This is a genomic window from Rothia mucilaginosa (assembly GCF_049990865.1).
Lineage (GTDB): Bacteria > Actinomycetota > Actinomycetes > Actinomycetales > Micrococcaceae > Rothia > Rothia mucilaginosa_I.
The window spans coordinates 2,131,549-2,145,304 of record NZ_CP188231.1; the positions used below are offsets into that span (position 1 = coordinate 2,131,549).

Consider the following 13,756-nt stretch of genomic DNA (forward strand, 5'->3'; position numbering starts at 1 on the left):
ACTTCAATCTAATAGGTGCGACCAGCAGAGAACGGAGATAGCGTGGAATCATCGGCAGAGTCCCAGCCGAAGAAAATGACTCGTGGTCATTCAATGGCAATTTTGGGATCGTCCGGTTTAGCTGCACTATCTTCTTTGGGAATTACCGTTATTGTGAAACGGTTTCTGGAGGGCGAAAGCCTGACGGAGTTCCTTCTCTTCTGGTCGCTTCTTTTTGCCCTCTACGGCGTGGTGGTAGGTATCCAGCAGGAAGCTACCCGCGCTGTGGGCACTGCACGCCGCGATGGTAAAACTGGTGCGCGTATTGCCCCCGTGGGTGCTCTGGTGGGCCTTATTGTGGGCGGTCTGACCTTAGCGACGAGCCCTCTGTGGGCTTCTGCCCAGATTCCCTTGAGCGGGTTTAGCGGTGTGCTTCTTCTGAGTTTTGGTGTGGCTCTCTACGCTATGCACATGACTCTCTACGGTGCGGCTGCTGGCCAGGAAAGCTGGTACCTCTTCGCGAGTGTGTCGGGGTTCGACGCTATTTGGCGTATCGTAGCTATCTGCGCGGTCGGTCTGGTCTCTGCACATCTCATCGGTCTTGAAGCCGCAGCGGTTTCTCCGGTGCTTCTGTGGCTGCTGATGGTGCTTCTGCTTCCAGAAGCTCGGCGAGTTTTTAGCTCTCGTGCGGATGTTTCCGCGGGTCGTCTGCTGTATAACTACACGCTGTCGATGGGGTCGTCCACCGCTAACGCGGTTCTTATGATGGGCTTGCCGCTTCTGCTGAACGTTAGCATCGATTCAAACGACCCGCTACAGCAGGTTATTTTGGCGGTTCTGATTCTGGCGATTTCGATTACGCGCTCGCCGATTATGATTCCTTTGCAGGCTTTTCAGGGTGTAGCGGTGTCTGCTTTCTTGAAGCAGCAGAACCACCCGTTGCGTGCTTTTGCGAAGCCTGCTGGTGCGCTGTTGGGTGTGGGTCTTGTGGGCGCTGCGGCGGCTTATGTGCTGGGGCCGTGGCTGTTTGGTCTGCTTTATCCGCCGAAGCCTTCAGAGGTTGAAGCGTACGCTCAGGTGGTGACTTCTCCGGTGCTTGCGCTTCTGGTGTTTGCTTCTGCTTTCCTGGCGCTTCTGGTGCTGTCGGGGTCGCTGGTGATTGCGTTGAATATGCACCGTTCGTATGTGGCTGGTTGGGTGCTGGCGGCTGTGGTTGCTTGTGTGGTGGCGGTGTCGCCGTTGCCTCTTCTGACTCGCACTCTTCTTGCCCTGTATGCGGGGCCGATGCTTGGCCTGCTAGTACATGTGGTTGCGATGGTGTGGCATGCGCGTTCTGCGTCGAGTAGCGGCAACGCTGAGATGGAGAGTATTTAATAAATAAATGATGAGGGGTTGAGCAGATATTATGCTCAACCCCTCATTTTTTATTGCTCATGAACTGGCTGCTGCTGGAGGCGTCCGCCCGCTATTACTACTTCACACTCTGGGAACTTAGGTTAACCTATGGAAAACGCGCGGGGTGCTCCCTACACTGGAAGGGCACATTGACAAACCGCGCGGGCCGCCCACACCGCGACCCCGCCCCTCCCAACGGGTACACCACCGAAGGAGCCACCCATGAGCCGACGCACCGACGCGCCCGCCCGATCACCACGACGAGCCGCCCTCGCCAGCTGGATAGGCTCCGCCCTCGAATACTACGACTTCGCCGTCTACGGCACCGCCGCCGCAATCGTGCTCAACCGCATCTTCTTCCCCGAAGACACCCCCGCCATCGGCATCCTCAAATCCATGGTGGTTGTGGGCGTCGCCTACGTTGTGCGCCCCTTCGGCGCCATGATCGTTGGCCCCCTCGGAGACCGCTACGGCCGCCGATTCGTCCTCATGCTCACGCTCTTCCTGATGGGTGCCGCCACCTTCGCGATCGGCTGCCTGCCGACCTACAGCGAGGCGGGCATTATCGCCCCGATTCTGCTGGTTGCCTGCCGTATGCTTCAGGGCCTCTCCGCCGCCGGTGAGCAGGCAAGCTCCATCTCCATCTCCCTGGAGCACGCCAACGAGCATCAGCGCGCCTTCACCACCAGCTGGACCCTGCAAGGCACCCAGTTCGGCTCGCTGCTGGCAACCGCCGTGTTCATTCCCTTCGCCGCCCTGCCGGACGAGCACCTGCTCACCTGGGGCTGGCGCGTACCCTTCTGGCTCTCCGCCTTCGTGGTCGTGACCGCCTGGCTGATTCGCCGCACCCTCTCCGAGCCGCCCGCCTACCTGCAGCGCGAAAAGCTCACCGAATCCCCGCTCATGCTGGTCTTCAAGCACCACAAGCGCGCCGTGCTCACCATCGCCGTGTGCGCCATGGTCAACACCGTGAACATGGTCTTCACGACCTTTGCACTGTCCTTCGCCACCAAGGGTTACGGCCTTGACCGCAGCACCATGCTGCTGGTGCCGGTCGCCTCCAACACTCTCGGTCTGATTGCGATTCCGCTCGCCGCCATGCTCGCCGACCGGATTGGTCGTAAGCCCGTGTTCATTACCGGTGCGGTTGCTTCTTCCCTGGTGATGTTCCCGTACCTCGGCGCGATTGCCGAGGGTAACTGGGTGGGTATCTTCGCCTACGGTGTGCTCATGCACGGTGCGCTCTACTCCATGGCGAACGGCGTGTGGCCCGCCTTCTATGCGGAGATGTTCCCGACCCGCGTGCGCGTGACCGGTCTGGCGCTGGGTACCCAGATTGGCTTCGCAATTTCTGGAGGCGTTGCCCCCGCCGTAGCGACCAGCCTCGCCGGTGCCGACCTGCACAATGCGGTGCTGCCCGCCGTGTTCACGGTCGCCATGTGCGTGCTCGTGGCGTTGGGTGCACTGACGGCTCGTGAGGGGTACAAGAAGCCTCTTGCGGAGCTGGACGCGTAGCCCGCACAATATATTCCGTATACAGAATAAATACAGGTGGGGCTGGATAGATAACTATCCAGCCCCACCTGTATTTAGTTCTCTGCGTTTAGTTCTCTAAACCCCCTGCTGTGCCGCAATCAGCGCCTCAAAATGCGCCGCCATGCGCTCGGCATTCGGCTCCAGCCCGGTGAAGAGGCGGAACGCATCCACCGCCTGACCCACCGCCATATAGCCACCCGTCAGCACCTCGCACCCGGCGGCACGCGCCGCGCGCACCAGCTGCGTCTCTTGCGGCAGATAGATGACATCCGCAACCCACAGACCCTCACGCAACACCCCGGCGCTCAGCACCGACTCACTCAACGGCATACCCGGATGCACGTGCATACCCGCCGGGGTTGCGTTCACCAAACCCCGAGCTTCCAGTAGAGCTTCAACGAGACGCTCATCGCCGCTTAGCACCTCGACCCGGGTCTGCGGGAAGAGCCCACCCAGCTGCTCCGCAAGCCCCTGCGCCTTCGCCGCGTCACGCTCGAAGAGGCTCAGACGGCGCACCCCCAGACGGCACAGCGCGTACGCCGTGGCGCTACCGGCACCGCCAGCACCCAACTGCACCACGTGCTCCAGGCGCGCCGGATCCTCCGCCACCTGCGGCAGGCCGCGCTTCAGACCCGCAATGAACCCCGAATAGTCCGTGTTGTCGCCGTAGAAGCTGCCGTCCTCGCCAATCACCACGCAATTGACCGCGCCCAGGGCGCGCGCCGCCTCCGAAAGCTCGTGCAGGTGCTCCATGACCGACTGCTTGCACGGGTGCGTGATGTTGAACGCGTTAAAGCCGAGCAGTGCCGCCGCATCCAGCAGCGCCGGGGCGGAGGCGCCGTCCAGGTTCAGGGCATCCAGATCGACGGGGCGGTACAGGTAGCGTACCCCGTGCGCGTCCGCCTCCGCCTCGTGCATGGGAGGGGTCAGTGAGGAGGTGATGCCGTCACCAATGAGGCCCACCAGGAAAGATTCAGTACGCAAACTCATAGTTTCACTGTACGTGTCCGCCCCCTAAGATGCACCTACTTTCTTGAACCCGTACCAAATGCGCACTGGATTTGGGAAGAAGATAAAAATAATTTCTACCTCCACAAGAGCGATATGTCTGACAGAAACATCTCAAAGGTATAAGCTTGGTATAAGTGCTCGCGCGCCACGGCGCGCACATGAGACCACACAGACACCGTCACAGTGAAGTGATACCGATATTCGGAGGATAGATTGTCAATGACTGACAAGGCTATGGCACACTTCGCTGGCGCCGATGCATGGGTCGAGCAGTATTTCCTGAACAGCCCCGAAGATGAGCGTGAAGAGTTCACCCCGGCAGAGTTAGAGGATTTGGCTCGCACCCACCGTGCGCTGGCTCGAATCCGCCTGCCCAAAACCCCTGTCGTTGCCGTACGCAACGACGAGTACAACACCACCCTGTACGTCGCGACTGACGACATGCCGCACATTGTCAGCTCCCTGACTGCATGCCTTGCCGCGCACTTTGGTGGGTTCGTCACCATTCTTCACCCCACTTTCCTCGCCGAACGCGGCCCGGACGGCACCCTTCTGAGCCTGCGCGGCACCGGCATGCGCGGCAACCTCGCCAGCGGTGATACCGCCACTCTTGGCGTGCCCTCCCTCAAGCTCAGCGAGAACGCCCCCGAGGGCACCACGGTCGCTATTGAGTCCTGGATTGCGATTCGCCTGACCCGCTACCTCACTGAGAAAGAGCAGCGCCACTGCGAGAAGGAAGTTGAGCGCGTCCTCGCTGACGTTCGCGCCTGCCACACCGACCTGGACGCCATGGTCACCCGCGTTTTCGACCTGGCGCAGTCCATGTACGATCTGCGCGGCGCCACCCTGGGTCACGGCGAGGAATCCTACGCCGCTAACCCGCGCGGTGTGGAGCCTGCCTCCCGTGTGGAGGTGGCACAGGACTTCCTGCGCTGGCTGACCCGCGGCAACTTCGTGTTCATGGGCGTTAAAGAGCGCGTGCTGGATGGCACCTCCGGCGCTATTTCCCTGGTGGACCGCCCCGGTTCGGCGCTCGGTATTCTGCGCACCACGGAGGGCAAGAGCCGCATCCCTCTTTCGGGTGAGACTCTGGAACGCGCCCTGTTCCCGCGCCCTCTGTACATCACGAAGGCGAACTCCCGCTCCACGGTCGCACGCAACGACTACCTGGACTACATTGGTGTGCGCCGCTTCGACCTGAACGGCCGCGTGATTGGTGAGTACGTCATTTTGGGTCTGTTTACCCGCCAGGCGTACGCGCTGCCCGCTATTGAGACTCCGCTGGTGCGTGAGCGTATCGCGATGGTGCGCCGCCGCCTCGGCTATCACCCCGGTTCTTACTCCGACAAGGCGCTTCTGGGTGCCCTGGAGGATTACCCCCGCCTGGAACTGCTGCACGCTTCCGCTAATGATCTGACCGAGACCTTCGGCGGCATCATGGGCCTGGAGGAGCGCCGCAAGACCCGCCTGTTCCTGCGCGCCGACCGGTTCAATCGGTTTATTTCCGCCGTGGTGTACCTGCCTCGGGATCGCTACAACACGAACGTGTGTGCGCGAATTCAGCGGGTGTTCCAACAGGAATTTGATCTTAGCGCCATCGACCATGAGGTGTACCTGTCCTCCTCATCGTTGGCGCGCCTATTTTTCCGCATTCGACTCACCAACCCCAACGATGTGCCGAAGACGGATCATCAAGCTCTCGAAAAGCGACTGCAAGAAGCCGCCCGCTCCTGGGTGGAAGCAACCGCAGCTGCTATTGAGGCATGGAAACCCGGAGCGGAAGGCCGCCGACTCGCATCAGCCTGGGCAGATGCGACGAGCGCAGCCTACCGAGCCGATTACACAGTAGAACAAGCAATCGAGGATATCGTGATTCTTGAATCTCTCTCGGGCCAGAAGCCCGCCGCAATCAAGGTTGAAGCCGGCGAAGCCAACACCACCCGACTGAAGACCTACCTGTCCGCACCTCACACCCTCACCGAGCTTCTGCCGGTTATGCAGAATATGGGCCTGGTCGTTGTTGATCAGAAGCCCTACGAGTTCAAGCCTGAGGACGGCGAAGACTACGGCTACCTCTACGACTTTGGGGTCCAGTTCCCCGAGGGCGTGGACGCAAACGCTGTGGCTTCCCTGTACGAGGATGCCCTGAACGCCTACCTGCTCGGTGAGCGCGAGTCCGATACCCTGGACCGCCTGATCCTGGCTGAGGGCCTGACCTGGCAGGAAGTACGTCTGTTCCGTGCTCTGAACCACTACCTGATTCAGCTGGGCCTGGGCTACACTCCGTCCTTCATGTCGAACACCCTGCTCGCTAACCCGACCATCACCAAGCACCTGGTCGAGTTCTTCGAGGTCAGCTTCGACCCGAACAACGGTCTCAACGATGAGCAGCGCAACGCACGCCGTGAGGAAATCGAAGCAGCCCTGGTTGAGGAACTGAACCAGATCCCCACCCTGGACGCTGACCGCTACCTGCGCTCCCTCGGCAAGGTAATTCGCGCTATCCTGCGCACCAACGCATACCTGGCTGACCGCCCCGCACTCGCATTCAAGGTGGCACCGCAGGAGATTGACTTCGCACCCCTGCCCCGCCCCAAGTTCGAGATTTTCGTCTACTCCCCGCGCGTTGAGGGCGTTCACCTGCGCTTCGGTAGCGTCGCACGTGGTGGCCTGCGCTGGTCGGACCGCCGTGACGACTTCCGCACCGAGGTTCTGGGCCTGGTCAAGGCACAGATGGTGAAGAACGCTGTCATTATCCCCACCGGCGCGAAGGGTGGCTTCTACCCCAAGCAGCTGCCCGACCCCGCAGTGGACCGCGACGCATGGATCACCGAGGGCCGCGAGTCCTACAAGGTCTTCATCGGCTCCCTGCTGGACGTCACCGACAACCTCTCCGTTGGTGCTGACGGCTCCGAGACCGTTGTCCGCCCCGAGGGTGTTGTGGCACGCGACGCTGACGACTACTACCTGGTGGTTGCAGCGGATAAGGGCACCGCAGCATTCTCTGATACCGCAAACGCAATCAGCCTGGAGCGCGGCTTCTGGCTGGGCGACGCCTTCGCATCCGGCGGCTCCGTCGGCTACGACCACAAGGCAATGGGCATCACCGCACGCGGTGCGTGGGAGTCCGTCAAGCGTCACTTCGCTGAGCTCGGCCACGACGCTCAGACCGAAGAGTTCACCGCAGTCGGCATCGGCGATATGTCCGGTGACGTGTTCGGTAACGGTCTGCTCCGCTCCAAGGCAACCCGCCTGGTCGCAGCATTCGACCACCGCGACATCTTCCTGGACCCGAACCCCAACGCGGCTGTCTCCTTCGACGAGCGTCAGCGCCTGTACGACCTGCCCCGTTCCTCCTGGCAGGACTACAACCGCGACCTGATTTCCGCAGGTGGTGGCGTGTACTCTCGCGGCCTGAAGTCCATCGAGATCACCCCCGAGGTGCGCGAGGTTCTGGGCCTGGACGAGTCCGTCACCGAGCTGGCACCGACCGAGCTGATTTCTGCCATCCTCAAGGCACCGGTCGACCTGATTTACAACGGTGGTATCGGTACCTACGTGAAGGCTTCCACCGAGACCAACGCACAGGTGGGCGACAAGGCTAACGATGCACTGCGTGTCAACGGCAAGGACCTGCGCGCCAAGATTGTTGGCGAGGGTGGTAACCTCGGCTTCACCCAGTTGGGTCGTATTGAGGCTGCGCGCAACGGCGTCATCCTCAACACTGACGCAATCGACAACTCCGCAGGTGTGGAAACCAGTGACCGCGAGGTCAACATCAAGATTCTGGTGGACCGCCTCGTGGCACACGGCGAACTGCCTGTTGAAGAGCGTGCTGCCTTCATCGAGTCCCTGCAGGACGAGGTGGGCGGCAAGGTGCTCGGCACCAACGTCGAGCAGAACGTTCTGCTGCAGGGTGAGTTCCACGGTTCCTTCCTGGGCACCAACCTGTACAAGCGCCTCATGCACGACCTGGAGGAGCACGCCGGCCTGAACCGCGCCGTCGAGTTCCTGCCCACCGACGAGGAGCTGGATATTCGCCTGGAGACCACCGGCGACCGTCTGACCCGCCCCGAGCTGTCCGTCCTGGCTGCGTACGTGAAGATTTACCTCACCCACGCACTGGAGCAGACCGACTTCGCGGACGACCCCTACCTGGAAGGCGTTCTGCGCAGCTACTTCCCGGCAGCACTGGTCGAGCGCTTCGGTCAGCACCTGGATTCGCACCCGCTGCGTAAGGAAATCATCTGCACCCGCGTCGCTAACGAGCTGGTCAACATCGGCGGTATCACCTTCGCATACCGCGTGATGGAGGAGTTCAACGTCGGTATCGATTCCGTCGCACGCGCCTTCATCGTCGCTCGCGAGCTCTTCGAGCTGGGCACCGCAGCTAAGCTGCACCGCGAACTGCCCCCGAAGACCCCGCTGGATGCATGGTTCACCGTCCTGCGTGACAACCAGCGCGTTCTGGATCGTGCAGTCCGCTGGTTCATCACCGAGCGTGGGGTAGTTGCAGGCACCAGCATCTCCGAGCTGCTGGAGACCTTCGGCCCCGTCGTCGAGATGCGCCACAACCTGCCCGAGTACCTCTCCGGTACTTCCCGCGAGCGTGTTCGTGCAAAGCGTGACGCAGGCGAGGCATGGGGTCTGCCCGAGGAACTCATCGTCATCTGGATTCGCGGCTTCGAGGGCTACGCCCTGCTGGACGTCATCCGTTCCGCACGCGACCACGACTTCGAGGCAACCTCGCTGGCACCGGTCTACTTCGCAACCTACGACCGCTTCAAGGTGGACGAACTGCTCGGCCTCATCTCTGAGCTGCCCCGTAGCGACCGTTGGGAGATTCTGGCACGTCAGGCACTGCGCGGTAGCCTCTACGAGACCGCAGCAGAGCTGGCACTGTCCGTGGCTGAGGGCGCGAAGGGCGACTTCTCCACTGTTGACGGCGCCCAGAAGGCACTGGCTGAGTGGATTGAGAGCCACCCGACCCGCGTGGGCAACATTGACCGCATCCTGAAGGAGATCCGCGAAGCTGCTCCGGACGTCACCGGTCACCCGCGCCTGGCTGTAGTGTCTGTGGCACTGCGTACTCTCTCGAGCGCATCCTAAAAAGCTAAGGCCCGTTAGGGTTGCTTAGAGCATCCCGGTTCTCTCCAATCGGAGGGGCCGGGATGCTTTTGCACAGGGGGAGTTTGTACAGGGGGAGGGATACCGCAAAATCTATGCAGAAAAACCCTTCTGACAAGGAACGATACGTTTTTACACTAAATGTAGTGTGGAAATGTGTCCTAAATCCCTTCAAATATCAAGTAGAGGGTTAAGGAAACCAAAGGTTTTAGTTGATATATGCCGTATATTGATTCACGGCGGCATCAGCGCAAGCCATGGGGACCCGGCACTTCTCGGCATGACGAATCCCCACTCTGCGGCACGTGAGGCGGTGCTACCAACCAAAAACACACTGCCCCTAATCTTTACGATTATCGACTGAAAGTCTGCAAGATTGTCCACCAACCACGGTACTGAGGAAAAAAGCAACAGCGTATGGCGCCTCCTCATTAACTTTCTGCTTTACGTCTCTCCGGTCGCACTGCTGACCACCGTCTTCCCCATCGTCACCCCGACCATTAACCGGTACAACCTCGATGGTGTCCCCCTGATCCAGGTGATCCTGGCAGCGTCCATTACCGTTCCTTGGCTCAGCCAGGCGGCCTGCCTGCCCCTGTACCGTGCTATCCAGATGGAGCACAAGAAGATTGCGGACGCCCGCGAAGGCCTGCGCATTCACGCTGAAACCCTTGAGCACCAGCTCAAGCGCGCCGAAGCGCGAGCCGTACGCGCACGCATGTCCGAACCGCAGTTCCAGGACATTACCGACCTGACCGCGTTCACCCGCAACTGGCTTTACCTCTTCTTTATGACCATGCCGCTGGTACTGATCTTCGCCGTACCGGTCGCCCTCGTACTGCACTGGACCCCGACTGCATTCGGCGCGTTCTTCGTCCTGGGCGTTCTCAACATCGCGTTCGCGCAGCTGCTGGTCATCCCGAACCTCGCGAAGAACCGCATCATCTGGTTCATCGCGTGGCTTGGCTACACTCTTGCCCTGCTCTTCTTCCCGAAAGAATGGTTCCTGCCGCCGCTGGTTGGTTCGCTCATCCTGCTGGTGAGCCTCGGCAAGGACCTGGTGCACCTGCTGCACTTCGCGCGCATCCCGCTCAAGGACATTGCGCTCGACGCCCTGCGCGGCTTCTTCACCGGCTCCATCATCTGGGCTGATAAGTACATGCTCTTCCTGGTCACCGGCGGCGAAATCAACGTCGTGGCGATCTACCTGAGCCTAATCCCCTGCGTTATCGCCTACAACTACTTCTTCGTGGTGGAGGCAGACCGCGTCAACGCAAGCATTCAGCACCTGTGGACCATCTTCGACCGCCTGACCTACAAGGGTGTTCAGGAGGAGTCCTCCAAGGCTCTGGGTGCTTCTAACCGCGCGATCCGCAACTCCCTGCTGATTTACATCGCCAGCGCCATTGTTACCGGCATCCTGATGTACATCTTCCTGCCGCAGTCCTACCCGCTGGCGCTCTCCGGTCTGGTCGTCGCGTTCCTCTTCGTTGCAGTGGCACTGCTGATCTACCAGATTGAGTACATGACCATGTACGTCACCGTGCAGCTGCTCTCCGCAGCGCACCTGGTGCTGCTCTTCATCTCCTTCATGATTCTGCCCAACGAGACCGGCTACCTGCCCATCATCGTGGGCGAGGCAGTGCTCACCTTCGCGTGCTACCGCGTCTACCGTCAGGCGTGGGCAGCACCCGAGTACTCCCTCTTCTGGCGTCGAGCCCTCGCCTGGTAAGAACCGCACGGTCCGCGAAAGATACATACGACAATGACTGAACAGATGTACCGAAACCACTACGCGCCGCTGCAGCTTCCGGCTCCCAGCCCCCACTACAGCGACCCCGAATACCCGGATGTTGACGTCGCCATCATCATGGAATCCACCTACCCCTACCTCAAGGGTGGTGTGTCCGCGGTGGTGCACGATATCGTCTGCGAAAACCCGGATCTGACCTACGGTATTATTCACATCGCCTGGGATAAGAACTCCCCCCACGAAGACCTCTACGGCATGCCCGAGAACGTCAAGTGGGTCAAGGTGCTGTACCTGAGCCTGGACGTCAACCGTGACGCCTTCGCGGAAGCCTGCGACCCCTCCGCACTGCGCATGAGCTTTGCGGAGCGTCAGGCGCTCACCCAGCGCCTCATGGACGGCTTCAGCGCCCTCATCGCTGGCGACGTGAACCCCCTCTGGAAGCTCTACGACGAGGGTATCAACCCCGCAACCCGCAGCTACAACCTCTTCGGCCTCTTCGGAACCCGCGAGTTCATGCAGGCGATTGCGGGCCTGGGCTTCTTGTCCGAGGTGCCCTTCGGTGAGCTCTTCTGGAAGGTGCGCGACTTCGTCTCCATCCTCTTTGCGCTCCTGCACGAGCGGATGCCGTACGCCCGCGTCTACCACGCCCACACCACCGGCTACGCGGCACTCATCGCCGCCGCAGCCGCACGTGACCACGGCACCAGCTTCCTGCTGACCGAGCACAACCTCTACATTCGCGACACCGTGAACACCAAGCTCGAACGCAACATGGCGAAGCCCGTCACCACCGACTACGCCTTCCTCAACGAGGAACGTGAGCACCCCGGCCTGGGCCCGGTCACCCTCGACGAGCGTGCCTGGTCCGTCTGGTTCGTCGAAATGGGACGCTTCTGCTACCCCAGCGCCGACATGGCAACCTACCTGTACCCCAAGGCTCTGGAAGAGGCACGCGGTATTGGTGCGCCCATCGACCAGATGAACGAGGGCGAGAAAGACCGCGCGATCATTCTGCCCAACGGTATGCTCATCGAGTCCGTGGCGGAAGCCTACTACGCCCGCCAGGCGGCGCGTGCCCGCATCCTCGCTGAGGGTCGCGGCCACGTGTGGCGCTTCGTGTTCATCGCTCGCGTGGTGCCCATTAAGGGCCTGACCGACCTGATTCGCTCCCTCGCGGTGCTGCGCGATCAGGGCCTGGTGAACTTCCACCTGGACGTGCTCGGCCCCAAGGACCACCTGCCCGAGTACTACGAGCTGTGCCTGCGCACCATCGAAGAGCTCAATATGGGCGAGTACATCACCTTCCACGGCACCGTGAACGTGCGTGCGATGCTCGACCGCTTCGACCTGCTGCTCATGCCCAGCTACAATGAGGGTCAGCCGATTGTGGCGCTCGAGGCGATGGCTGCGTCCATCCCGCTGGTCAGCACCGACGTGGGCGGTATGTCCCAGCTCATCGACGATGTGCTGGTCGCCCCCGACGGCCACGAAATCGGTAACTGCGGTATCTTGACCATCCCCGGCGATATTCACGGCTTCGCGGCGGCGCTGCGCACCCTCATGGAGGAGCCCAGCATCTACGAACGCTACTGTGTGAACGCCTATGACCGTATCGTCAGCTTCTTCCAGCTGCGACTGGTCATGGACCGCTACAACACGATCTACCGCGAGCTGGGCAAGCTGCCCCCTCGCGCCCCCGAATTCGACCCGGAGTACGATGGCGAATAAACTCACCCGTTTAGGCGGACCCGGCAAGTTTGGTGCCTGGGTCCGCTACGGCGGTAAGCCCATTACCCAGAAGCAGCTCGATTTTGCGGTCAAGAACTACTCTGTCGCAATCCTGCAGCCCTGGGAACTGGACGCGGCACGCTACCTGAAGAAGCGTGCACCTCAAATGGTGGTGCTGGCGTATAAGTGTCTGTCTTCCACCCGCTCCTACGAGCCCGGCCCGATTTATTCCTCGGGTGTGTCTTATCCGCTGGCGCAGTCGATGGCGAACTCCGGTAAGGATTTCTTCGCCCACCGCCTCAACGGTGACCGTATCGAGTGGAAGGGGTACCCCAAGCACTTCCAGATGCAGGTGTGGAACGCTGACTACCGTTGGCACTGGGTGGACGCTGTGGTGCGCGAAATGCGCAACTCACCCTTCGACGGGGTCATGGCGGATAACGACGTGGAGAACGACTACTACGGTCTGGACCTGCCCATTCAGGGCGTGGAGTCCATGACGAAGATCCGTGAGCACCTGGATTTTCTGGTTGCCTACGCCGGTATTGAGCTGAATAAAATCGGCAAGATTCTGGTGCCCAATATCGCTGAGTCGCGTCTGCGTTACGGCAAGTGGGAGCGTCACAGCGCCTACGGTGGCGGCTTTGAGGAGGTGTGGCTCGGCTGGGGTCCGAACGACTACCTGTCTTCGCCGTACGCCGTGATGCAGGGCCGTGAGATTGCGAACGGCTCGGCGGGCGAGGTGAACCTGGGTGCTACTTTTGCGGGCCTGGGTGGCCGTAGTGCCGCCTCGCAGAAGAAGGTGACGATTCTGCGTACCCCGCTGAGCGACCGCAAGGCTGCGATTACCGGCACGGATGAAAATTTCCTCTACGGATTGGCGGGCTTCTGGGTGTTCGGTGGAGGCGCCTTCACCGGCATCAGCGCAACCCACCACGACGCTTACGACGAGATCCCGCACGCACCTGAGCTCTCCTATGACCTGGGGGATCCGGTCGGCGGTATTATCGCTCAGCAGACCGCTCAGACTCGTGCCTTTACGGGCGGTTGGGCTGCTCTGAACACCGGCTCGAAGGATGTGACCGTGAAGGCTCCCTCCGGTCTGGTGGATGCGGCAGACCGCCCGGTGCCCTCGAGCTTCACGCTGCGGGCGCATCAGGGTGTGGTGTACCGCCGTAAGGCGTAATTGGCCGCTTGCGCAGCTTTTCTGAGCTTCTGTGCGGCACT

General features: G+C 61.1%; 7 protein-coding genes. 6 read left to right on the forward strand and 1 reads right to left on the reverse strand.

Translation table 11 applies throughout. The features are described 5' to 3' along the window. Nucleotides 1-153: 153 nt before the first annotated feature. Nucleotides 154-1,353, forward strand: a complete 1,200-nt coding sequence (locus ACP3RB_RS08365; RefSeq protein ID WP_426699023.1) for a hypothetical protein — start codon at nucleotides 154-156, stop codon at nucleotides 1,351-1,353. Between the two features lie 243 nt (nucleotides 1,354-1,596). After that, nucleotides 1,597-2,889: an MFS transporter gene (locus ACP3RB_RS08370; protein ID WP_426699024.1), complete on the forward strand. Its 1,293-nt coding sequence runs from the start codon at nucleotides 1,597-1,599 to the stop codon at nucleotides 2,887-2,889. Between the two features lie 96 nt (nucleotides 2,890-2,985). Here the strand turns inward: ACP3RB_RS08370 and ACP3RB_RS08375 are convergent, their stop codons facing one another. After that, the gene (locus ACP3RB_RS08375) at nucleotides 2,986-3,900 is read right to left on the reverse strand and encodes a shikimate dehydrogenase (protein ID WP_426699025.1); all 915 of its coding nucleotides are present in this window, start codon (nucleotides 3,898-3,900) and stop codon (nucleotides 2,986-2,988) included. Nucleotides 3,901-4,140: 240 nt separating this feature from the next. Between ACP3RB_RS08375 and ACP3RB_RS08380 the strand changes: the two genes are divergently transcribed. From ACP3RB_RS08380 to ACP3RB_RS08395, 4 genes are all read left to right on the forward strand, one after another. Next, the gene (locus tag ACP3RB_RS08380) at nucleotides 4,141-9,030 is read left to right on the forward strand and encodes an NAD-glutamate dehydrogenase (RefSeq protein WP_426699026.1); all 4,890 of its coding nucleotides are present in this window, start codon (nucleotides 4,141-4,143) and stop codon (nucleotides 9,028-9,030) included. A 394-nt stretch (nucleotides 9,031-9,424) separates the two neighbouring features. Then, nucleotides 9,425-10,780: a hypothetical protein gene (locus ACP3RB_RS08385; RefSeq protein ID WP_426699027.1), complete on the forward strand. Its 1,356-nt coding sequence runs from the start codon at nucleotides 9,425-9,427 to the stop codon at nucleotides 10,778-10,780. Between the two features lie 33 nt (nucleotides 10,781-10,813). Further along, the gene (pelF, locus tag ACP3RB_RS08390; RefSeq protein WP_426699028.1) at nucleotides 10,814-12,529 is read left to right on the forward strand and encodes a GT4 family glycosyltransferase PelF; all 1,716 of its coding nucleotides are present in this window, start codon (nucleotides 10,814-10,816) and stop codon (nucleotides 12,527-12,529) included. Beyond that, nucleotides 12,519-13,715 carry a putative glycoside hydrolase family 15 protein gene (locus ACP3RB_RS08395; RefSeq protein WP_424826990.1) on the forward strand — a complete coding sequence of 399 codons (1,197 nt, stop codon included), beginning with the start codon at nucleotides 12,519-12,521 and terminating at the stop codon, nucleotides 13,713-13,715. Before pelF ends, ACP3RB_RS08395 begins: the two co-directional genes overlap by 11 nt. The last annotated feature ends 41 nt before the right edge of the window (nucleotides 13,716-13,756 follow it).